Below are 19,658 nucleotides of genomic sequence, written 5' to 3'. Positions count from 1 at the left end.
GCCGCCCCTCAGCGCCGCCGACTCGCTGGCTCGGCACTGTAGCCGCCCCCTCAGCGCCACCGCCTCCGTGCCACCGGCCCGCCGCCGACCCGCCGACTCGGCGCTGTGGCCGCCGCCTCAGCGCGCCGCTTCAGCGCCGCCAGCCGTGCGCCTGCGCGCTACCTCAGCGGCGCAGCGATTCGAGCAGCTTCCTCGCCACCGCGGCCAGCTTCGTGTTCGTCCGCTGGGACTCCTCGACCAGCCGGGCGAACGCCTCGTCCGCGCTGCACCCGTGGATCGCCATCAGCACGCCCTTCGCCTGGTCGATCTCGGCCCGCGAGGTCAGCGCCGTCTCCAGCTGGGCGATCTTGCGTTGCGTCGCGGCCCAGCGGCGGGCGTTCGTGAACGCCTCGCACGCCGCCGTGGTGAACAGGCGCATCACCTGCTCGTCGTAGTCGTCGAAGGCCTGGGCGGTGAAGCTGTACAAGTCCAGCCCGCCCACGACCTCGTCCTCGCCACCCGGCTCGCCCGGCAGCAGCACTGGCACGGACAGGTACGTGTTGATACCGGCCGCCTTCGCCGAGGCGGTGAACTCCGGCCACTCCTGCTCGTGCTCGCCGACGATCGCGCGCACCGGGTGCCGCTGGGTCGCCGCCTCGACGCACGGGCCGCGGCGCGTCTTGTACTGGCACTCGTCGATCCCGACGATTCCCTCGTCCGTGGCAGCCAGGGTGTACAGGTGACCGTCCTCGGCGATCGCGGTGATCGTCGCGGAGTCGGCGTCGGGCAGCGTCGCCACGGCGCTCTCGGCGATGCCCCGCGCGACCTCCTCCAGCGGCTGGGTGGCCGCCTGACCGCGCAGGTCCTCCAGCGCGGCCGCGACGTGGTCGAGGCGGACCAGCGGATCCGCGCGGCTCTCGGTCATGCGTCGCGAGTACCCGGGGCCGTGGAGGCGTAATCGGGCGCCTTCCGCAGCCAGATGTTCCCGCCGGGGTTGCGCGCCATGTCCGGGACGGCCGCCGTCAGCAGCTCGCGGTGCCGCGCCCACAGGTACTGCTGGAACCAGCGGACCTCGAAGCGCGGGTTGTAGGCCAGGAACGCGCGCAGCAGGTAGACCTCCTGCCAGGCGCGGCCCTCGGTCACCCACTCCAGCGGGTACTCGAACGGGAAGAACACGTCGTGCACGTGGATCCACACCCCGTCGGCGAGGCGGGGCAGCACCTCGAAGAAGAGGTGGTTGACGTCGGAGCCCGCCTTGACCACGTGAGTGGAGTCGATGAACAGCACGTCACCGGCCTCCAGGGCGAGGAACGTCTCCAGCGGCACGTCCTGCACCGGCTGCTCACGCACGGTCACCCGCTGTTCGTCGCCCGGGCGCAGCAACGTCCGCAGCAGCTCCGGGTGGGGTTCGACGAACGTCAGCTCGACCGCGCCGTCCAGCCAGTGCTCGACGGTGTCCAGCGTCATCGCCGACGAGTAGCCGGATCCGATCTCGATCAGCCGCCGTGGGCGCAGGTGACGCAGCATGCCGTGCAGGACCAGCGCGTCGGACCAGGAGTACTCCGGGTTGCCGAAGAAGTAGCGGTACTCCGGCGACCGGTGCTCGGGGAACGGGTGCTCCTTCAGCAGCTCGGTGAGGACGGGCAGCAGCGCGAGCTGGTCGTCCTCGCGCAGGTCGAGGCCGGCGGGATCGGCGGCGGTGTCGAACAGCGCGCCGGCGCGGGCGAGGACCTGCGCGGGGTCCGGCTGCGGCGAGTAGAAGTGCCCCGGCGGCACCCAGGTGCGGTAGGTGGCGGCGAGCTGATCCCGCTCGGCCTCCGCCGCGGCGCACCGGGCGAGGAGGTCCTCGTGCGTCCGCCGCGAGACCGCGTATCGCCTGGCCAGGCTGCGCAACCGCGTACCGATCAAGGACATCGCCGCAGTTTAGACTTCCGCGGCGCCTACCCTGGTGGGGTGTTCGTGAAGATCTGCGGCCTGCGCACCGAGGCCGACGTCGACTGCGCGGTGACCGCCGGGGCCGACGCCGTCGGGTTCGTCCTGACGCCGAGCCCTCGGCAGGTGACCGTGGAGGAGGCCACCCGCCTGGTGGCCGCCGTGCCCCCGGAGGTCCTCAGCGTGGGGGTGTTCCTGGGGATGCCGGTCGCCGACGTCCGGGACATCGCTGTCAAGACCGGGCTGGGCGCGGTCCAGCTGCACGGCGACGGCTACACGGCCGGCGACTTCGCCGAGCTCGCCGGCCTGGGGGTGCGGCTGGTGCGTGCCACCTCCACCGCTGGTGAGCGAGTCGAGGTCGGCGCGTTCGGCGAGGAGATGCTCATCCTCGACTCGCCGCGGGCCGGGTCGGGTGAGCAGTGGGGCTGGTCGGCGCTGCGCGGCCAGACCGGGCGGTGGCTGCTGGCGGGCGGACTGCGGCCGGGCAACGTGGGGGAGGCGATCGAGACCGTGCGGCCGTGGGGCGTCGACGTCTCCAGCGGGGTGGAGTCCACCCGCGGCACGAAGGACCATGGGCTGATCCGGGAATTCCTCGCCGCCGCGCGTCCCTGATCGCGGGTCCCGTTCGTCGGTGTGGTGAGAACAGGACCGGCGAGGAGGACTGCGATGCAGTACATGCTGTTGATCTGCGGGGGCCCCGAGGCCGCCGAGCACGCCGAGGACGGCTGCGGCGGCTGGAGCGAGGAGATGGCCGGGCGGGGCGTCCTGCGTGGCGGGGCCGGGCTGCGGCCGCCGCACGAGGCGACCATCGAGGTCCGCCCGATCTGGCAGCCATGACCGACGTCCACACCGCCCTCGTCCGCGCGTTTCGCGACGAGTGGGGGCAGGTGGTCGCGACCCTGATCCGGCTCACCGGCGACTGGGACCTCGCCGAGGAGTGCGCGCAGGACGCGTTCACCCAGGCAGTCGGGGCGTGGGCCCGGGACGGCGTGCCGCGCCGGCCCGGGGCCTGGCTCACCACCGCCGCCCGCAACCGCGCTCTCGACCGGCTGCGCCGGGACGCGGTGGGGGCGGCCAAGCTGCGGGAGGTCGCGGCGATGCCCGAACCCGAACCGTTCGAAGACGACAGCGGCGTGCCCGACGACCGGCTGCGCCTGATGTTCACCTGCTGCCACCCCGCGCTGTCCTTGGACGCGCAGGTGGCACTGACCCTGCGCACGCTCGCGGGGCTGACGCCGGCCGAAATCGCGCGGGCGCTGCTGGTCGCCGAGCCCGCGTTGCGGAAACGGCTGGTGCGGGCGAAGCAGAAGATCCGGCACGCCGGCATCCCGTACCGGGTGCCGCCGGCGCATCTGCTGCCCGAGCGGACGCCTGCCGTGCTGGCGGTCCTGTACCTGCTGTTCAACGAGGGCTACTCGGCGACGGCGGGTGCGGACCTGCTGCGCCGCGAGCTGTCCGCGGAGGCGATCCGGCTGGCGCGCGTGCTGCACGAGCTGATGCCGGACGAGCCGGAGGCCACCGGGCTGCTCGCGCTCCTGCTGCTGCAGGACTCGCGGCGGGACGCGCGGGTGGACGAGCGCGGGGACCTGGTGCTGCTGGCCGACCAGGACCGCGACCGGTGGGACCACGCCCAGATCGCCGAGGGGGTGGCGCTGCTGGAGGGCGCCCTGCGGCGCGGGACGCCCGGGCCGTACCAGGTGCAGGCGGCGATCGCGGCGTGCCACGGCAAGGCGGCGCGGGCGGCGGACACGGACTGGCCGCAGATCGCCGCGCTGTACGGCGAACTGGCGGCGATGACCCGGTCGCCGGTGGTGGAGCTGAACCGGGCCGTGGCGGTGGGGATGGCCGAGGGGCCGGCGGAGGGGTTGCGCCTTCTGTCCGATGTGGACCTGCCGGGGTATCACCTGCTGCCCGCGACGCGTGCGGAGTTTCTCCGTCGCCTGGGCCGGCGTGGCGAGGCGGCGGCGGAGTACCGGGAGGCGCTGCGGCTGGTCACGACGGATGCGGAGCGGCGCTTCCTGACGCGGCGGCTGGCGGAGGTGGGGTAGTAGGAGGGGCGGCTGGTGGCTGCAGGCACCCCTCACGGGTCGAGGTGCGGCTCGGTTTGAGTGGCGGTTGCCTTGCGCAGGTGGCGGCTCGTGCTGCTCGAGGAGACGGCCGGTGCGGTGCTGGGTGGAGGTGGGGTAGCTGGATGCTGCCGTGCGATTGGGCAGTGGTGGCGTGGCGGCGGGCGGCTGTGCCCGGTGGTGGGCGGAGGTGCGGCGTGGCTGCGCGCCGTGGCCCCCAGGGGTGTGCGGCCCGGGGAGTGCGAGGCGGCCGGTGCGCCCCCGGAAGGCACCGGCCGCCTCGGGGTCAGCTGCTGACCCGCACCCGCCGCGTGGGGGATGGTGCGCCGCCCGCCGCGGCGGTGTACAGCCACGCGAACAGGATCCACATGCCGCCGAACACCAGGCCCACCACCACGTACGCCACGGTCCACAGCACCAGCGGCGTGTCCGTCTTGCGTTCGCGCTGCAGGAACTCGATCTCCGACATGAAGGGGCGCGGCCCGGACGTCGCGGAGATCTCCCCGGCGTTCGCGGCCGGGTCGGCGGGCGCGTAGATCGGCGCCAGCGCCATCACCCGCGAGCCGTAGTGCACGCGGATTCCGGTCTTCCACTGCCCGAACACCGGCAGCGGCTGCGTCGTGCGGTACGTGCCCTCCGCCGTCCGCTCCAGCGGCGCGCTGTAGAAGTCCCCGCCCTGCCACGAGAAACCGTTGAGCCACACCGGATCCGACACCAGGTCCGCCCGGTTGATCGTCACCGTCGCGGTCACCCACCTCGGCTGCCCGCCGCCGTGCGGGTTCGAGATCGGCAGGCTCTCCGCGGTGTCGGTCAGGTGGATGTTCGCCACCAGGCCCGCGGGCGGGTCGGCGGGCGGGATCACCGCCGCCGACAAGCCGACCGCCAGCAGCGCGCCGACGAGCCCGCCCAGGTGCCGCGTCCGGAACCGCACCGCGGGCTCGCCCGACGGCGCCGGGTCCGACGGGCGCCGCGCGGCCACCGCCTCGACCCGCTGGTACTGCCACACCCCGATCAGCGCGCCGGCCACCGACGCCGCCGCGCCCCACAGCACGAAGGTGTCCATGTGGGACAGTGGCCACGGGTCCGGCATCAGCCACTGCGAGAACGCCCACTCGCCGAACATGCCGAACACCCCGCTGGCCAGCCCGGCCACCACGGCGAACGCGTACCCCTGCCGCCCGCGCAGCAGGACCGCCACCACCTCGATCACCACGGCCTCGGCGGCGTACGGCAGCGGCAGTGCCACGTGCAGGTCGTTGACCAGCGGCAGCACCGCGAACACCGCCCTGGTCACCAGCACCACGGCCACCACGAGCAGCGCCCCGCCCGGCCCGCCGGCCAGGCGTCCGTAGACCAGCGTCCAGCTGCCGATCAGCCCGACCAGCACCACCTGGGCGAGCATCGGGAACTGCGGCACCCCGAGGTCGAACTCCATGAGGAACGCCGACGCGCCCATCAGCCAGGCGCCCGCGAGCAGCGGCCCGAGCAGGCGCACCACCGGCCCGGTCGCGCCGACCTGCCGCGCCTCGCCGAGCAGCAGCTGCAGGCCGATCACCACGCCGACCCCGCCGCCGATCATCAGCACGTGCGTCGGCCCCCACTCGGTGACGTCCTGGCCGAACAGCCGGTGCCACACGTCGTCCAGCGGGAACCCGGCGATGCCGACCAGGCCGGTCGCCATCATCTGGATGCTGCCCATCGGCGCGCGCCAGTGCGGCCCGATCGGGAACGTGCGCACCGGCAGCTTCCCCTTCGCCAGCGCGGCGCTGAGTACCCCGCTGGCGAAGATGCCCATCAGTCCGAAGTAGATCGGGTAGTGCGACGGGTTGGCCAGCGGCCCCTCGTCGCGGCCGAGTTCCATGTGGATCGGCACGTCCCAGTACACGCCGATCAACGCGGCCATCCCGGACAGGAACGCGACGAACATCGGCAGCGCGGCCCACCGGGGAAGCCCGCTCAGCCCGGCCGACCAGTCCGCCAGCCTGCCGACCAGCGTGGTGCGCCCGGCGCGCTCCCGGATGACGAACACGGCGAGCGGCAGGAAGATCACGAAGAACATCAGGCCCGCGATGACGATCTGGCCGAGCGCGGCCCCGCCCGCCGGCGGGCTGGACTCCTGGGCGACGAGCACGGTGGACCTTCCTCGATGAAGCCGGGCATGCGTGCTACCCGAAGTAACTGTTACCGTTGGTCACATACTTTACGGGCTCCCGGACGCAACGGGCAAACCGGGGCGGAGGAAGGACGGAGAATGCGCAGGTTCGTCGTGGCGGTGCTGGCGACGTTGCTGGTGACCACCGGGTGCGGGAGCACGGCGCCGCAGCAGCAGCCGGACGCCGCGCCGGAGGTGGCGGTGTTCACCGTGACCGGCGGGAAGCGGACGGCCGGGCCGGACCGGGTCGAGGTCGCGGCGGGCCGGACCGTGACCATCCAGGTCACCACCGACGCCCCTGACGAGCTGCACGTGCACGGCTACGACCGCAAGGCGGACGTGGTGGCCGGGCAGCCCGCCTCCGTCACGTTCACCGCGGACGTCCCCGGGGTGTTCGAGGTCGAGCTGCACCACAGCGGGGCCGCGCTCACCGAGCTCCGGGTCACGGCGTGATCCTCGCCCACGGTCTCGGCGGGCGCTCCGACCTGCCGGTCCCGCTGTGGCTCGCGCTTTACGCCGGCGCGGCCGCGGTGCTGGTGTCGTTCTTCGCGCTCACCGCGCTGTGGAAGCGGCCGAAGCTGCGTGGCGCGGAAGCCGGGCGCGCGTGGCCGCGGGCGCTCGAGCGGATCGCCGACGCCCGCGCCACGCGGATCGCGCTGCGCCTGCTCGGGCTGGCGCTGTTCGCGGTGTTCCTGGTGTTCGCCTGGACCGGCGCGGACGACTCGGCGAAGAACCCCGCGGGCGCCTGGTTCTACGTGTGGTTCTGGGTCGGGCTCGTGCCGCTTTCCGTGCTGTGCGGACCGGTCTGGCGGCTGGTCAATCCACTGCGGACACTCGCCGCGATCTTCCCCGGCCGTCTGCCCTTGCCGCGCTGGGGGTTCGTCCCGGCCATCGCGGGCCTGGTCGCCTTCCTGTGGCTGGAACTGGTGTACCCGCACTCCGATTCGCCGCGGGCGATCGCGGTGTTCGTCACCGCCTACGCGGTGGTGCACGTCGTCGCGGGTGCGGTGTTCGGGCCGCGCTGGTTCGACCGCGGCGACGGGTTCGAGGTCTACTCGGTGCTGATCGCCGCGCTGTCGCCGTGGGGCCGCCGCGCGGACGGCCGCCTGGTGCTGCGCAACCCGCTGGACGGCCTGCGCACGCTCGAACGCGAGCGCGGCCTGACCCCATTCGTGCTCGTCGTGCTGGGCTCCACGGCGTTCGACGGGCTGACCCGGCTGCCGGTCTGGGGCGATCTGACCCGCGACGGCGACCGCGTCCTCCTCGGCACCGCGGGGCTCGCGGCGGCGATCGGGCTCACCGCGCTGGCCTACGCCGGCGCGATCCGCCTGACCCGGCCGTACCTGCGGCGCTCGGTCACCGGCCCCTACGACGCCTTCGCGCCGTCGCTGGTGCCGATCATGGCCGGGTACACCGTCGCGCACTACTTCTCGTTCGCCGTGTTCGAGGGGCAGCGCGGGTTCGGCGGCGGCGTGGACTACACGGTGGTCTCCCCGGCGGCGATCGCGTTCACGCAGATCGCCGGGATCGTGGCCGGGCACGTCCTCGCGGTCGCCTCGGCGCACGACCGCGCGCTCGGCGTGCTGCGGGACGGTTATGCGAAGGTGGGGCAGTACCCGATGCTCGCCGTGATGGTCTGCTACACCGCGGTCGGCATCGCACTGGTCTCGGGAGCGTGAATGCGTGAGCGGATGATCCTGGCCCACCAGGGCGGGTGGGACGAGACCCTGATCATCGTCGGGCCCATCGCGATCATCGTGGTGCTCATCGTGGTCGCCCGCCGCCAGGCCCCTCCACCGGAGGAGCCCGACGAGGACGACGCGCCGTCAGCGGAGCAGACGGGCGATGAGGCCGGTGACGACGAGCCAGAAGACCGCCGCCAGACCGTAGTTGACCAGCACGTTGAGCTGCCCGTTCGCGATGGGGAAGAGCCCGGGGAAGAACAGCGCCAGCGGCTGGGCGATCGAATCGATGAAACGGTAGAAGGCGTTCGCCGTGTTGGCGCCCGCCAGGACCAGGACGATGTAGATCGCCTCGACGAGCGCGAACAGCGCCCCGATCCCGGTGACCACTCGCACGGCGGTGCCGCGTCCACGGTAGATTCCCGTTCTGGCCATGCGAAGGAGTAACCCCCTCCGTGAATTTCAAACCCGATCGGGTGATGCGGGTCAGCGCCTCTCGTTCGGAATGAAGATCCACAGACCCAGGTAGATCAGGAACTGCGGGCCGGGGAGCAGGCAGGACAGCACGAACAGCAGGCGCATCGTGCGGGGTTTCCAGCCGAGGCGGTGGGCCAGGCCGGCGCACACCCCGGCGATCACCCGGTTGTCGCGGGACCTCGTCAGTCGCATCGTTGTCGTCGTCATGCCACCACGATGCCCGTGCCCGCGGCCGCGCGCATCGGTGGAAACCCCCGAATCATCCCGGGGGTCAGCCCCAGTGCGCCGTCCGGGCGAAGTCCGCGAAGTCGCGGGGCGGACGGCCCAGCACTTGCTGCACGCCGTCGGTCACGGATTCGTTGCGGCCGTCCAGCACCTCGGCCAGCAGCTCGCTCAACGGCCCCGCGAACTCCGGCTCCACACCGGCCGCGACGAGGCCGGCCGCGAACTCCGCGGCGCTCACCGGCACGTACCGCACCGCACGGCCGAGCGCCGCCGAGATCTCCGCGGCGGCCTCGGCGAACGTGAGCAGCCGCGGCCCGGTGATCTCGTGCACCAGCCCCGCGTGCCCGTCCTCGGTGAGCGCCTTCGTCGCCACGTCCGCGATGTCGTCGGCGTCGATGAACGGCTCCGACACCTCGCCAGCCGGGAACGCGAATTCGCCGGCCACCACCGACTCGGCGAGGAAGTCCTCGCTGAAGTTCTGTGCGAAGAAGCTCGCCCGCACGACCGTCCACTCCGGACCCGCATCCTGGATCGCCTCCTCGCTGCGCCGCGCGCCGTCTTCGCCGCGGCCGGTCAGCAGCACCAGCCGCCGCAGGCCCTGCTCGCCGGCCTGGCGGGCCAGCGCGCCGATCTTCGGCGCCGCGTCGGGGAAACCGGCATCCGGCGCGTAGGTCACGTACGCCGTCGTGACGTCCTTCAGCGCCGGTTCCCACGTGCCCGGCTCGTCCCAGTCGAAGCCGGTGGACCGCGCCGCGATCCGCACCTGCTCGCCGCGCGCCCGCAACCGGTCCGCGACCCGTCGTCCCGTCTTGCCCGTTCCGCCGATCACCAGGAAATTCGTCATGCCCCAAGGAAACCGGCCGTCAGACGGGCGGACCATGCTGAGCGCGCTCGTCCGCATGCGCGTTCGTCTACGCTGGGCCCGTGGACGAGCTGGCAGGCCTCCTGGACGGGCCCCGCGCCCGCGGCGCCTTCCTCCTCCGCGCCCAGCTGGCGCCGCCGTGGTCGATGCGGATCCAGGACGAGGCGCCGCTGACGCTCGTCGCCGTACTGCGCGGCAGCGCGTGGGTGTGCTTCGACGACGGCTCCACGCGCAAGCTCACCGCAGGTGACGTGGCGGTGCTGCGCGGCCCCGACCCCTACACCTTCTGCGACCACCCGGACACCACGCCACAGGTCGTCGTCGGCCCCGAGCAGGTCTGCACCACCCCGGCCGGGCAGGAGGTCGTGATGACCGGCCTCGGCCTGCGCACCTGGGGCAACGACCCGCACGGCCCGACCACACTGCTCGTCGGCACCTACCAGCTCCGCGGCGAGGTCAGCCGCCGCCTGCTCGGCGCGCTGCCCGTCCTGGTCGTCGTGGCCGTGCCGGACTCACCGGTGATGACCCTGCTCGCCGCCGAGATCTCCCGCGACGAGCCGGGCCAGGAGGCCGTCCTCGACCGGCTGCTCGACCTGCTGCTCATCGACGTGCTGCGGAAGTGGTTCGCCGGCCCCGAATCCGGCCCGTGGTACCGCGCCTACGCCGATCCGGTCGTCGGCCGGGCGCTGCGCCTGCTGCAGCACCGCCCGGAACACCCGTGGACGGTCGCCACGCTCGCCGCCGCGACCGGCGTGTCCCGCGCCGCGCTGGCCCGCCGGTTCACCGAACTGGTCGGCGAGCCGCCGATGGCCTACCTCACCGGCTGGCGGCTCGCGCTCGCCGCGGACCTGCTGCGGGACCCGGACACCACCCTCGCTGCCGTCGCCCGCCGCGTCGGCTACTCCAGCCCGTTCGCGCTCAGCGCCGCGTTCAAACGAGCTCACGGGGTGAGCCCGCAGCGGCACCGGCAGGGAGCGGCTGCTCGTCCGGGGTGACGCCCTCCCCGGCAGGCTCCGGCGGCGCCTGCGCCATCAGCACGGCGCAGACCGGCACCGCCAGCGCGATCGCGGCCAGCACGAACACCGGGAACAGGAACGAGAACACCTCGGCGCCGGACGGGTCGGGCGCGCTGACGTCGAGGCGCACCCGGACCGCCGCCATGCCGGTGTAGTGCATGCCGGTGACCGCCGCGCCCATGACGAGACCGGCGAGCAGCCGCCACTGCAGCTTGTCCAGCGCGGCGGTGAACCACAGCGCCGCCGTCGCCGCGACCACCGCGATCACGATCGACAGCGCGACCAGGCCGCCCTGGTAGCCGATGGTGCCCTTGATCTGCACCGCCCACATGCCGGTGTAGTGCATGAGGTTCACCGCGAGCCCGGTGATCAGCCCGGCCGCGAGCAGCCGCCACCACCGGAACCGCTCGCGCACCCCGAACACCAGCAGCCCGGCGAACACCGACACGACGGCGAGCACCGCGGACAGGATCGTGCGCGGGATGTCGTAGCGCACCGGCATCCCGGGCGTGGCGAACCCGAGCATCGCGACGAAGTGCATGACCCAGATGCCGACACCGCCGATCGACACGGCGGCCAGCACCAGCCACGCGATGCGCGCCCGCGGGCTGACCGCGGTGCGGGCCTGCAGCGTGCAGGCCAGGCCGAGCGCGCAGCCCGCCACCGACGTCAAATACGCCAGCACCATCACCCAGGCGCCCATTTCGAAGTGGTGGACGTGATCCATCGCCAAGCTCCTCGTCTACCGGCGGCGCAGCCGGGCCCGCATCTGCGCCATCGCGTGCTCGCTGGTGGTGATCAGGGTCTGCTTCGTCGAGTCGGCGGACCGGGCGTCGCAGGTGATGACCGGGACATCGGGCGCGACGGAAAGCGCTTCCCGCACCGCGTCGACCGAGTGCCGCCGCGCGCCGGGGAACTGGTTGAGCGCCACCACGAACGGCAGGCGGCGGGTCTCGAAGAAGTCGATCGCGGGGAAGCAGTCCGCCAGGCGCCGCGTGTCCACCAGCACCACCGCGCCGATCGCGCCGCGCACCAGGTCGTCCCACATGAACCAGAACCGGTGCTGTCCCGGCGTGCCGAACAGGTACAGCACCAGGTCGTGCGCGAGCGTGATGCGGCCGAAGTCCATGGCCACCGTCGTCGCCGCCTTGCCGGGGATCGCGCCGACCTCGTCGACGCCGACCGACGCCTCGGTCATCGCCGCTTCCGTCCGCAGCGGGATGATCTCCGAGATCGACCCGACGAACGTCGTCTTGCCGACACCGAACCCGCCGGCCACCACGATCTTGGCCGAGGTGATGCGGTTCAGCGTCTCAGAGCGTGCGTAGTCCACTCAGGACCCTTTCCAGGAGGTCGTGGCGTTCGTCCCAGGTGGCGTTGTCGCCGAGGGTGTCCCGCACGGTCACCAGCCCGGCGCCGAGCAGGTCGCTCACGATCACCTTCGCCACACCGAGCGGGATGTTCAGGTGCGCCGCGATCTCGGCGACCGAGCGGGGCCGCAGGCACAGCTGCGTCACCACCGACGGCGCGCTCGCGCGGTTGTAGGGCAGGGTCTGGCCTTCGGTCGTGGTCTGGACCAGCGCTTCGATGGCCAGCTCGACCGCGGGCTGCGTGCGGCCCTCGGTCCAGGCGTACGGGCGAGCCAGGGACGGCGAGCGGGAGTTCGGCCTGCGGTCCCCGAAGCTGTCGGGCTCACTCACGGCCTTGCCCGGTACGCGACCTGGCGCGCCGGCGTCTCGACCATGCGGCCGACGCGGTCGACCAGGAGCGTCATCTCGTACCCGACCAGCCCGATGTCGCAACCCGGGCTCGCGAGCACGACGAGGTTCGACCCGTCCCCGACGCTCATCAGCAGCAGGAACCCGTCCTCCATCTCGATCACCGACTGCACGACGCGGCCCGCGGTGAACAGCTCCGCCGTGCCGACGGCGAGGCTCGCGAGCCCGGACGCGATCGCCGAGAGCTGGTCCGCCCGGTCCTTGGGCAGGCTCTCGTTCGCCGCCACAAGCAGGCCGTCCGCGGACACCAGCGCGGCGTGCGCGACCCCGGCCACCTCCTGGGTGAACGCCGACACCAGCCAGCCCGGGCCGTGCTCTTCGGTCATCGTGGTTCCGCCTTCCCCTGTGGTGCCTGCCCGTTCCCGTTCCCCGTGCGGGCGCGAGCGGCGCGCATTCCGTTGTAGTGCCTGGCCAGGTTGTTCCGCACCGCGTTCGGGTCGCGGAAACCGGCCGGATCGGGTGCCGCGGCCTGCCGCGGCATGGCCGTGCCCGGCGCGAGCTGTGCACCGGGGCGGCGCGTCGGCAGCCCGGCGCTGGTGACCTGAGCCGCGACCGGCTGCTCGGTCGCGATCTCCGCGGCGCGCCAGCTCTCGTCGGCCGGGCTGCTGAAGTCCGGCCCCGGCTGCTCGGCGAACCACCCGGACACGACTCCGTCGAAGATCGGGGTGCGCACGGGCGTGGCGGCGGGGCGGGCCTGCGCGGGCACCGGCTCGCGGCGCGCGGGCGCCGGGTCGGGCGCGGCGAGGCCGTCGGCGAGGACCAGTGCGCCCGGGACGTGCACGCTGGCCGTGATGCCGCCGTGCTTCGCGCCCGGGTGCGTCGGCCGCAGGCGCACCGTGACCCCGAGCGGGGCGGCCAGCCGCCCCACCACGAACAGGCCCATCCGCCGGGTGGTCTCCGGGCTGACCGTGTCGCCGGAGGCCAGCCGCTGGTTGGCCGAGGCCAGGTCGTCCGGCTGCATGCCCAGTCCGCTGTCGACCACCTCGACGAGCAGCCCGCCGTCGGCGCCGCGGTCGGCGGTGAGCAACACCTTGTGCTCGGGCGGGGAGAACCGGATCGCGTTCTCCAGCAGCTCGGCGAGGATGTGCACGACATCGCTGGCGGCGTGCGAGCGCAGCGCGCCGTTGGGGGCGTTGACGATGGTGACCCGCCGGTAGTCCTTCACCTCGGAGGTCGCGGCGCGCAGCAGCTCGGCGGTGGAGACCGGGCCGTGGTCGCGCCGCGCCGGGCTGCCGCCCGCGAGGACCTGGAGGTTTTCGCCGTTGCGGCGCAGCCGGGTCGCCATGTGGTCGAGGCGGAACAGCTCCTCCAGGCGCTGCGGGTTGCGCTCGTCGGCTTCCAGGTCCTCGATGAGGGTGAGCTGCTGCTCGACCAGCGACTGGTTGCGGCGGGCCAGCGTCATGAACATCTCGCTGACCTGGCGGCGCAGCTCGGCCTGGTCGGCGGCCAGGCGCACGGCCTGCCGGTGCATGTCGCCGAAGGCCTGCGCCAGCTGCCCGATCTCCTCGTCCCCGTCCACCGGGACCGGCTCGATCGACTCCCAGGACACCGATTCGCCTGCCCGGACCTTCTCGATCGTCTCCGGCAGCTCGCGGCGCGCGGCGTTCAGCGCGGCCGCGTGCAGGCGGCGCACCGGCGTCACCAGCGAGCGTGCGACGAGCAACGCGATGGCCAGCGCCCCCAGCAGCGCGCCCAGCACGAGCGCCGTGTCGCGCAGGGCGCTGGAGCGGGCCTCGTTGGTGCGCTCGCCGACCGTGGCCGCCAGGTCGCGCACCTGTCCCGCCAGCAGGTCGGACAGCGCCGCCGATTCGGTCGACAGCGCGGTGAGCAGGCCGGGCAGCCTGCTCCCGTCGCCGGTCGTGAGCGCGTCCAGCAGGACGGCCTGGCGGTTGCTGTTGCTGCCCGTGATGGACCGGAACCGCCCGATCACCTCCTGCGGCAGGCCGCGCTCGACCTGGCTCGCCAGCACGCCCTCCTCGGCCGCCGCGCGGGCGGCGGCGGCCAGCAGGGTGTCGTTGACCGGGCCGGTGACCGACGCGCGGATCAGCGCCGCCTCGACGGCGCGGGTGGTGCGCAGCTGCATCAGCGCGCCCGCGGTCGCCGCCGTGGTGTCCATCGCGGAGCTGCCCGCGGCGGCGATGGACTCCGGCAGGATCCGGCTCAGGTCCACCGCGACGTCGTGGTAGCCGGCGGTCATCGCCACCGTGGCCGAACCCGTCGCGGCGCCTGCCATCCGCAGCCCGGCCAGCCGCCCGACCGCGGTGTCCAGCGTCCGCGCGGTGTCCGCGGGCAGCTCCGCGAACTCGGCCTGCTTCTGCACGGCGGCGGTCTTCGCGTCGACGGTGGAGATCTGCCTGCCCAGCTCGCTGCTGCCGGGCGAGGCGACGGCCAGCACCATCTCGTCCTCGACGAGCGCGGTGAGGTCCAGGGTCGACTGCAGCGCGGGCAGCTGGTCGCGCACCGCGCTGAGCTTGCTCGCCTCGGCGAGCTCGGCCCGCACCCGGGCCCCGGCCAGCGCCAGCGCGACCACGACCGGCAGCAGCAACACGACCGAGATCTTCGTGCGCAGGCTCCAGCCGCGCGGATGCCATGCCCCAGGGCCGGAGCCCGCAGTATCCATTTCTCCCAGCCCGCCCGATTCGTGTCCATGCCCCGTTCCGCGCGGGATCGCGGCGAAAGCGGAACGCGGTGATTGGCTTCCCCAGGTGATCGGTGTCAGGAGAAAACCGCAGCCGGGCGACCTTGTCAACCCTGCGCGTCACACCTGGTGAACGATGTTCGGCCAAATGTCGCAATGGCCCCTCTGTGGTGGTCCGCGGGCTGTTCCCGAACGGTCACCGAGAGTTCTCCGGTTAATGGCGGGTGAATGGTCAATGGGGCACCGTGGGTAAAACGACCGGCATTGCCGGGTGAAAACCGAATTGCGGTATTGGTCGGTGAGACATTTTCCGGCGGCGCCGAATCCACATGCGATCGCCGGTTCCGCACCGTCTAGGCTGCACCGGTGACGACGAAACCGGTGGCCACCCGACCGTGACGCGCCTGCTCCTGCTCCTCGCCGTCGTCCTGGCCGCCTGCGCGGCGCCCGCGCCCGCCCCGCCGGACGTCGTGTCCCTCGCCGCCGGACAGGTCCGCGGCACGGTGACCGACGGACACCGGCTGTTCCAAGGCATCCCGTACGCCACCGCGGCGCGCTGGCAGCCGCCCGCGCCCGGTCCGGTGTGGACGGGCGTGCGGGACGCCACCGCGCCCGGCGCGCGCTGCCCCCAGCCGGGTGAGGCGGGCAGCGAGGACTGCCTGTTCCTGAACGTGACCACCCCCGCGGGTGAGCCCGGCCGGCTGCCGGTGCTGGTCTGGATCCACGGCGGCGCGTTCGTCGGTGGCAACGGCGACTCCTACGACGCGCGGGACCTGGCCGCGCGCGGGCTGGTGGTCGTCACCGTCAACTACCGGCTCGGCGCGCTCGGCTGGCTCGCGCACCCGGCGCTCGCGCACGACGGCGGCACCGGCAACTTCGGCCTGCTCGACCAGCAGGCGGCGCTGCGGTGGGTGCGGGACAACATCGCCGCGTTCGGCGGCGACCCGGCGCGGGTCACCCTCGCCGGCGAGTCCGCGGGGGCGATGTCGGTGTGCGACCACCTGGTCTCGCCGGGCTCGGCCGGGCTCTTCCACGCCGCGATCGTCCAAAGCGGACCGTGCCAGGCGCATTCCCCGGCCGCGGCGGCGGAAGCGGCGAGCGTCGAGTACGCGGCGAAGCTCGGCTGCAGTGATCCGGCCAGCGTCGCCGCGTGCCTGCGTGCCCTGCCGCCGTCCCGGCTGCTCACCCCGCCGCGCTACTACGACCTCGCCGGTGTCCCGGTCGCGGGCCCGGTGACCGGCGGTGGCGCGCTGCCCGTCAACCCGGTCGACGCGATGCGCGACGGCGACGCGGCCAGGGTGCCGGTGCTCGTCGGCGTGACGCGGGACGAGTTCACCCTGTTCCTGGCGCAGCAGTACGCGGCGACCGGGAAGACGGTCACCGCCGACGGCTACCCGGCCGCGCTGACGCGCGTGTTCGGGGCGGACGCCGCGGCCGTGGCCGCCGAGTACCCGCTCACCGCCCACGGCGGCTCGGCTCCGCGGGCGCTGGCAGCGGCGCTCACCGACGCCGCGTTCGCGTGCCCGGCACGGGACATGGCGGGAGCGCTGTCCCGCACCGGCCCGGTCTACGCCTACGAGTTCGGTGACTCGCGGGCCCCGGTCCCGGACACCTTGTCGCGCACGCCGTTCCCGCTCGGCGCCGCGCACAGCCTGGAGCTGTCCTACCTGTTCGGCGGCGGCGCGTCGTTCGACGACGGGCAGCGGCGGTTGTCGGCGCGGATGGTCGCCGACTGGGCGTCGTTCGTGCGCACCGGCGCGCCCGGCCCGGACTGGCCGCGCTACGACCCGGCGCACGAGCAGGTGCGCACGCTAGCGCCGGACGGCCCTCACACGACCGGGGACTTCGCCGCGGCGCACCACTGCGGGTTCTGGCGGGACCGCTAGGTTCGCCGTCATGCGGTTCGGGGTTTTCGTCCTCGCCGGGCGGTTTCCGGGACAGGACGACGGGGAGGCGCTCGCGCGGTCGCTGGACGTGGTCGAGCGGGCGGAGGCGGCCGGGTTCGACGACGCGTGGATCGCCGAGCACCACTTCATGTCCTACGGGGTGTGCCCGTCGGCGGTGACGTTCGCCGCGCACGCGCTGGGCCGGACGCGGCGGATCACGGTGGGGACGGCGGTGAGCGTGCTGTCGAGCGCCCACCCCGTCGCGCTGGCCGAGCAGGCCGCGATGCTGGACCGGGTGTCCGGCGGGCGGTTCCGGCTCGGGGTCGGGCGCGGCGGGCCGTGGCTGGACCTCGAGGTCTTCGGCACCGGGCTGGACCGGTACGAGCGGGGGTTCGCCGAGGGCCTGGATCTGCTGGTGCAAGCGCTTTCCTCGGCTGCGGTGGGCGCCGCGGGCGAGTTCTTCGCGTTCCGCGAGGTGCCGGTCGTGCCGCGGCCGGTGTCGCTGCCGCCGGTGACCGTGGCGTGCACGTCACGGGAGACGGTGGAGCTGGCGGCCGCGCGCGGGCTGCCGATGCTGCTGGGGATGCACATCGGCGACGAGGAGAAGGCCGCGATGGTGGCGCACTACGGGAAGGCGGCGGCCGCGGCCGGACAGGACCCGTCGGCGCCGCACGTCTCGGCGGTGCTGGCGCAGGTGAGCGACTCCCGCGCGGCCGCCGAGGCCGAGCTGCGCGCGTCGATGCCGGGCTGGCTGCGGGAGGGGCTGGCCGGGTACGTGCCCGTGGACGGCCGACCGTACCGCCCGCGTGACGCGGCGGAGTACACGGAGCTGCTGTGCCGGCTGCACCCGGTCGGCAGTCCCCGCGCGTGCGCCGACCGGCTGGCCGCGGCGGCGGAGCGGACGGGCATCGCGCACACGATCCTGTTCGTCGAGGGCGCCGGCGCGCGGGAGCGAGTGCTGACCAACGTGACACGGCTCGGCGCGGAGGTCCTGCCGCTGCTCCGCTGAGCCCGCCGGCAACCGTACCGCGGCCGCAGAAGCCCCGTACCGGCCTTCATCCTGGCCGCGCGCGCCCGACGACGTCGTGCGTCGAGTACGACGGCGACGTGGTGTACGTCAAGGATGGATCGGCCGGCGGGTACTCGTCGTTCGGCAAGGTCTCGTCCACCTCCGGCACCGCCTACCGGTTCTGCCGCAACCAGCACGGCGCGGGTACCTGGGCCAAGTGCGACTTCGGCTGGTCGGAGGCCGCCGACAAGCAGGTCTACGGCGGTGTGAAGCTGAGCTACACCAACTACAACGACCAGTACCTGTTCGGCTTCACCAACGTGTGAACGCACGGCGGGCGCGTCCCCTCGGGGGAGAGGACGCGCCCGTTTCCGTCAGCGGGTCAGGACTCCTTGGGGGACAGGGTGACGTCGATCGTGTTGCCGGGGCCGGTCGCCAGCGGGCTGATCAGCCCGGTCAGCGGACCGCAGTTCTCCAGCGGCGCGATCTCGTAGGTGCCGCTGAGGTCACCGCCCGCCAGCGGGTCGAACCCGGGGCCGGAGGTGAGGTTGATCTCCGACGGCTCCGAGCTCTGGCACTTCGGCGACTTGCTGATCGGGAAGCCGAAGACCTTCACGCTGGGCAGCTTGATGGTGGTGTGGCTGGTGGAGTTCAGCACACCGCCCGCCAGCGTCCCGGTCGTCTTGCCCTCCTGTTCGAAGGCCACCTTCGCGGTGATCGGGATGAAGTGGAACAGCGTGGCCTTCAGCTTCGACGGCTCCAGCGACAGGTCGGCCGTGAAGTTCCCGGTCGCCAGGTCGAGGTTCGCGTCGATACTGCCGGACAGCGGCACCGTGGCGTTGAGCTTCTTGACCACCGAATCGCCTTCGAGCGCGTAGCTGTAGTCGATCCCGGTCGGCGGGTTGCTGGTGGTGGTCGTCGGCTCGGTGGTGCTGGGCTCGGTGGTCGTGGGCTCGGTCGTGGTCGGTTCGGTGGTCGTGGGCTCTGTCGTTGTGGGCTCGGTGGTGGTGGGTTCCGTGGTGGTCGGTTCCGTCGTCGTCGGCTCGGTGGTGGTCGGCTCGGTCGTCGTGCCGCCGTTGATCGTGATGGTGGCGAGCGTGTTGTTCTGGCCGGCCACCTGCGTGCACTGCGAGTCGAAGACGCCCAGCCCGGTGTCGGTGCCGTCGGCGCGCTTCGGGTGCAGGGTCAGCAGGATGTCGCCGACGGTGATCGTCGCCTGCCCGGCCTGGGTGAAGGTCAGGGACGGCGCGTCACCGGTGGCCACCGTGTCGAACGAGCCCGACGCGGGCACCGGGGTCACCGGGATCGTCGCCGGCACGGTCACCGGGATGGTGGCCTCCGGCGCCGTCACAGTCGAGCTCGCCTGTGCGGAGCCCTCGACCGTGGCCGCCCCGACGAGGGTCAGGCCCTGCGTCGCGGTCGGCGGGACGGTCGCGACGGCGGTGACCGTGAAGGCCGGGGTCGGCTCACCCACGTTCACGGTCGTCGGGATGTCCGCGCTGATCACGATCTGCAGGGTCTGGGTACCGATCAGCGGGAACGGGCAGCTGTAGTTCAGGGTCAGCGAGACCGGATCGGCCGCACTGGTCCCGGCTCCGGCCAGCACGGCCGTGAGCGCCGCGCCGGTCGCGACGGTCGCCGACGCGGCCGCCGCGACCATCCTTCTCATTCTGGTTCTAGTTCGCACACCTATCCTCCGGTGTATCGGCAGTGATACGAAAACCACGCGACAGCAAGGAAAACGGCCGCCGTGGTCATCGGAATTGGTTGCTACCGATGGGTAAACTAGTTTCGCGGCGTCGGCATTGGCAATATGTGCGCGAACAAAGTCGTTGCGGGCCAAGGAAGTTGTCACCGGCCGATGTGGCGGCGCCGGTCCGACCCGCACGGCGTGGACAATGTTCGGCAGTCGCCGGCGGAAGCGCTCACGGAGATGACAAAAAACGGCTGTCCGGC

The 19,658-nt window shown here is 73.0% G+C and carries 21 protein-coding genes; 9 read left to right on the top strand and 12 right to left on the bottom strand.

From position 1 onward, the window contains the following. Window positions 1-163: 163 nt before the first annotated feature. Entirely contained in the window at window positions 164-904 is a 741-nt protein-coding gene (locus AMY39116_RS0336810; RefSeq protein ID WP_020422596.1) for an ANTAR domain-containing response regulator, read from the bottom strand. Then, the gene (locus AMY39116_RS44200; RefSeq protein WP_020422595.1) at window positions 901-1,893 is read right to left on the bottom strand and encodes a class I SAM-dependent methyltransferase; all 993 of its coding nucleotides are present in this window, start codon (window positions 1,891-1,893) and stop codon (window positions 901-903) included. The genes AMY39116_RS0336810 and AMY39116_RS44200 overlap by 4 nt, the downstream gene beginning before the upstream one ends. A gap of 39 nt (window positions 1,894-1,932) precedes the next feature. Here AMY39116_RS44200 and AMY39116_RS0336800 point away from each other — a divergent pair, with 39 nt between their 5' ends. Genes AMY39116_RS0336800 through AMY39116_RS0336790 form a run of 3 tightly spaced genes read left to right on the top strand, consistent with a single transcriptional unit; the run spans window position 1,933 to window position 3,959 of the window. Beyond that, window positions 1,933-2,523, top strand: a complete 591-nt coding sequence (locus tag AMY39116_RS0336800) for a phosphoribosylanthranilate isomerase (protein WP_020422594.1) — start codon at window positions 1,933-1,935, stop codon at window positions 2,521-2,523. A gap of 54 nt (window positions 2,524-2,577) precedes the next feature. After that, window positions 2,578-2,748, top strand: a complete 171-nt coding sequence (locus AMY39116_RS44195; RefSeq protein WP_020422593.1) for a hypothetical protein — start codon at window positions 2,578-2,580, stop codon at window positions 2,746-2,748. Further along, window positions 2,745-3,959 carry an RNA polymerase sigma factor gene (locus tag AMY39116_RS0336790; RefSeq protein ID WP_020422592.1) on the top strand — a complete coding sequence of 405 codons (1,215 nt, stop codon included), beginning with the start codon at window positions 2,745-2,747 and terminating at the stop codon, window positions 3,957-3,959. The genes AMY39116_RS44195 and AMY39116_RS0336790 overlap by 4 nt, the downstream gene beginning before the upstream one ends. A 304-nt stretch (window positions 3,960-4,263) precedes the next feature. On the opposite strand, the gene AMY39116_RS0336785 is transcribed toward AMY39116_RS0336790, so the two are convergent. Then, window positions 4,264-6,108: a hypothetical protein gene (locus AMY39116_RS0336785; protein WP_020422591.1), complete on the bottom strand. Its 1,845-nt coding sequence runs from the start codon at window positions 6,106-6,108 to the stop codon at window positions 4,264-4,266. Between the two features lie 120 nt (window positions 6,109-6,228). Here AMY39116_RS0336785 and AMY39116_RS0336780 point away from each other — a divergent pair, with 120 nt between their 5' ends. Both AMY39116_RS0336780 and AMY39116_RS0336775 read left to right on the top strand, forming a co-directional pair. Further along, window positions 6,229-6,582 (top strand): hypothetical protein, encoded by a 354-nt coding sequence (locus tag AMY39116_RS0336780; protein ID WP_020422590.1) that lies wholly within the window; start codon window positions 6,229-6,231, stop codon window positions 6,580-6,582. Continuing rightward, entirely contained in the window at window positions 6,579-7,808 is a 1,230-nt protein-coding gene (locus AMY39116_RS0336775; RefSeq protein ID WP_020422589.1) for a hypothetical protein, read from the top strand. Before AMY39116_RS0336780 ends, AMY39116_RS0336775 begins: the two co-directional genes overlap by 4 nt. Window positions 7,809-7,955: 147 nt before the next feature. Here the strand turns inward: AMY39116_RS0336775 and AMY39116_RS0336770 are convergent, their stop codons facing one another. From AMY39116_RS0336770 to AMY39116_RS0336760, 3 genes are all read right to left on the bottom strand, one after another. Next, the gene (locus AMY39116_RS0336770; RefSeq protein WP_193354413.1) at window positions 7,956-8,246 is read right to left on the bottom strand and encodes a hypothetical protein; all 291 of its coding nucleotides are present in this window, start codon (window positions 8,244-8,246) and stop codon (window positions 7,956-7,958) included. A gap of 51 nt (window positions 8,247-8,297) precedes the next feature. After that, window positions 8,298-8,495, bottom strand: coding sequence for a PspC domain-containing protein (locus tag AMY39116_RS0336765; RefSeq protein WP_027936553.1), 198 nt, complete (start codon window positions 8,493-8,495; stop codon window positions 8,298-8,300). Between the two features lie 64 nt (window positions 8,496-8,559). After that, window positions 8,560-9,357 (bottom strand): NmrA family transcriptional regulator, encoded by a 798-nt coding sequence (locus AMY39116_RS0336760; protein ID WP_020422586.1) that lies wholly within the window; start codon window positions 9,355-9,357, stop codon window positions 8,560-8,562. 80 nt (window positions 9,358-9,437) lie between these two features. On the opposite strand from AMY39116_RS0336760, the gene AMY39116_RS0336755 reads away from it, so the two are divergent. Then, entirely contained in the window at window positions 9,438-10,370 is a 933-nt protein-coding gene (locus AMY39116_RS0336755) for an AraC family transcriptional regulator (protein WP_020422585.1), read from the top strand. Here AMY39116_RS0336755 and AMY39116_RS0336750 read toward each other — a convergent pair. The 5 genes from AMY39116_RS0336750 to AMY39116_RS0336730 are packed head-to-tail and all read right to left on the bottom strand — an operon-like array spanning window position 10,306 to window position 14,717. Further along, window positions 10,306-11,118, bottom strand: a complete 813-nt coding sequence (locus tag AMY39116_RS0336750) for an MHYT domain-containing protein (protein WP_020422584.1) — start codon at window positions 11,116-11,118, stop codon at window positions 10,306-10,308. The genes AMY39116_RS0336755 and AMY39116_RS0336750 overlap by 65 nt on opposite strands. Before the next feature lie 15 nt (window positions 11,119-11,133). Next, window positions 11,134-11,724 carry an ATP/GTP-binding protein gene (locus AMY39116_RS0336745; RefSeq protein WP_020422583.1) on the bottom strand — a complete coding sequence of 197 codons (591 nt, stop codon included), beginning with the start codon at window positions 11,722-11,724 and terminating at the stop codon, window positions 11,134-11,136. Beyond that, window positions 11,705-12,091, bottom strand: a complete 387-nt coding sequence (locus AMY39116_RS0336740) for a DUF742 domain-containing protein (RefSeq protein ID WP_017983290.1) — start codon at window positions 12,089-12,091, stop codon at window positions 11,705-11,707. Before AMY39116_RS0336740 ends, AMY39116_RS0336745 begins: the two co-directional genes overlap by 20 nt. Next, window positions 12,088-12,495, bottom strand: coding sequence for a roadblock/LC7 domain-containing protein (locus AMY39116_RS0336735; protein ID WP_017983289.1), 408 nt, complete (start codon window positions 12,493-12,495; stop codon window positions 12,088-12,090). The genes AMY39116_RS0336740 and AMY39116_RS0336735 overlap by 4 nt, the downstream gene beginning before the upstream one ends. Continuing rightward, on the bottom strand, window positions 12,492-14,717 hold the full coding sequence (locus AMY39116_RS0336730) for an ATP-binding protein (RefSeq protein WP_020422582.1): 2,226 nt from the start codon (window positions 14,715-14,717) through the stop codon (window positions 12,492-12,494). Before AMY39116_RS0336730 ends, AMY39116_RS0336735 begins: the two co-directional genes overlap by 4 nt. Window positions 14,718-15,202: 485 nt before the next feature. On the opposite strand from AMY39116_RS0336730, the gene AMY39116_RS0336725 reads away from it, so the two are divergent. From AMY39116_RS0336725 to AMY39116_RS0336715, 3 genes are all read left to right on the top strand, one after another. Then, a complete protein-coding gene (locus AMY39116_RS0336725) occupies window positions 15,203-16,693 on the top strand; it encodes a carboxylesterase/lipase family protein (protein ID WP_020422581.1) in 1,491 nt (496 codons plus the stop codon). Window positions 16,694-16,703: 10 nt separating this feature from the next. Beyond that, on the top strand, window positions 16,704-17,702 hold the full coding sequence (locus tag AMY39116_RS0336720; protein ID WP_020422580.1) for an LLM class flavin-dependent oxidoreductase: 999 nt from the start codon (window positions 16,704-16,706) through the stop codon (window positions 17,700-17,702). Window positions 17,703-17,800: 98 nt separating this feature from the next. Beyond that, window positions 17,801-18,028, top strand: a complete 228-nt coding sequence (locus tag AMY39116_RS0336715; protein ID WP_020422579.1) for a hypothetical protein — start codon at window positions 17,801-17,803, stop codon at window positions 18,026-18,028. 56 nt (window positions 18,029-18,084) lie between these two features. Here the strand turns inward: AMY39116_RS0336715 and AMY39116_RS45070 are convergent, their stop codons facing one another. After that, window positions 18,085-19,362: a DUF6801 domain-containing protein gene (locus AMY39116_RS45070; protein ID WP_020422578.1), complete on the bottom strand. Its 1,278-nt coding sequence runs from the start codon at window positions 19,360-19,362 to the stop codon at window positions 18,085-18,087. Between the last annotated feature and the right edge of the window lie 296 nt (window positions 19,363-19,658).

It is taken from the genome of Amycolatopsis sp. ATCC 39116, from assembly GCF_000231075.2.
In the GTDB taxonomy this organism is placed as follows: domain Bacteria; phylum Actinomycetota; class Actinomycetes; order Mycobacteriales; family Pseudonocardiaceae; genus Amycolatopsis_E; species Amycolatopsis_E tucumanensis.
Note: the sequence above shows the minus strand (reverse complement) of the source record. Positions and strands in the feature narration are given on the sequence as shown.